Source organism: Actinoplanes couchii, assembly GCF_016862075.1.
In the GTDB taxonomy this organism is placed as follows: Bacteria; Actinomycetota; Actinomycetes; order Mycobacteriales; family Micromonosporaceae; genus Actinoplanes; species Actinoplanes couchii.
Map to the genome: position 1 here is coordinate 1 of NZ_BOMG01000186.1, position 1367 is coordinate 1367.

The following is a 1367-nucleotide window of genomic DNA, read 5'->3' on the forward strand; positions in this document are numbered from 1 at the left end:
CAAACTGACGACTCGACTCGTTCGTGAGAACTGTGAGTATGGTGGCGTGCTGCTTCGGGCCGTGGTCTGACTCGCGTGATAACTGGCGTTGAGGCCTTGGTTTGGATCTGTCGGCTGCGGCCCGGAGCGGTGCTTGCTGAACCCGGACCGGGAGGTCGTGTCCCGATAGGGGCCTTGCCGTGAACAAGGCGCCGTCACAGTTTTGACCGTTCCTGCCGGTCCGGGCTCGGCCATCAGTGCCCCCGAGCAGATCAGGAACCCGATGTCCTCCACCAGAATGCCGCATCCCGCCGCCGGACAGCAGACCGGTAGCGGTGAGGTCGTGGTCGGTGTCGACACCCACAAGGACTTCCACGTCGCGGTCGCGCTCACCACGGCCGGCGCGATGCTCGGCAGCCAACGTTTCCCGGCCACCGCCGACGGCTACCGGCGCCTGCTGGCCTGGGCCCGCAGCCATGGTGAGGTACGCCGTGCCGGTGTTGAGTGCACCAGTTCCTACGGCGCGGCCCTGACCCGCTACCTGCTCGGCGAAGGCGTCGACGTCATCGAGGTCGGCTTCGGCGACAAGGCCACCCGACGGCGCCGCGGCAAGTCCGATGTCATCGACGCCGAGGTCGCCGCCCGGGCCGTGCTGGCCGGCACCGCCCGAGCCGTGGCCAAGACCACCGACGGCCCCGTCGAGATGATCCGCCTGTTCAAACTGGCCAAGAACTCGGCGATCAAGGCTCGCACCCAGAGCATCAACCAGCTCAAAGCCGTCCTCGTCAACGCGGATCCCGCTCTGCGTGAGCCGTTGTCCGGGCTCGGCCCGAAAACCCTGCTGCACCGTTGCCTCGCCCTGCGGCTGGACCACGACCCGCACGACCCGAACACCGCAACCGTCTACACCCTGCAACTGCTGGCCCGCCGGATCCAGGCACTCAGTACCGAGATCGACGACCTGAACAAGCAGCTCACCACCGTCATCGCCGCCCACTGGCCGCACCTGCTGCAACAGCCCGGGATCGGGCCGGACAGCGCCGCTACCCTGCTGATCACCGCCGGCGACAACCCCGAACGGCTGCACAACGAGAGCTCCTTCGCCGCGCTCTGCGGCACCAGCCCGGTCGAGGCCTCTTCCGGCAAATCCCGTCGGCGACGACTCAACCGCGGCGGCGACCGCCAAGCCAACGCCGCGCTCTACCGCATCGTGCTGTCCCGGCTCCGGCTGCACCCACCGACCCGCGCCTACCGCGACCGGCGCACCGCCGAAGGAAAAACCACCCGCGAGATCATGCGCTGCCTCAAACGCTACATAGCCCGAGAAATCTACGGCCTCCTCAGCCCACAACCCGCCACCTGAAACCTTGACAGTTATAGGGGCATCC

Annotated in this window: 1 protein-coding gene; it reads left to right on the top strand. The window is 67.5% G+C overall.

The annotated features are described in order from the left end of the window. Positions 1-262: 262 nt before the first annotated feature. Positions 263-1342: an IS110 family RNA-guided transposase gene (locus tag Aco03nite_RS52405; protein WP_203810778.1), complete on the top strand. Its 1080-nt coding sequence runs from the start codon at positions 263-265 to the stop codon at positions 1340-1342. Positions 1343-1367 lie beyond the last annotated feature (25 nt).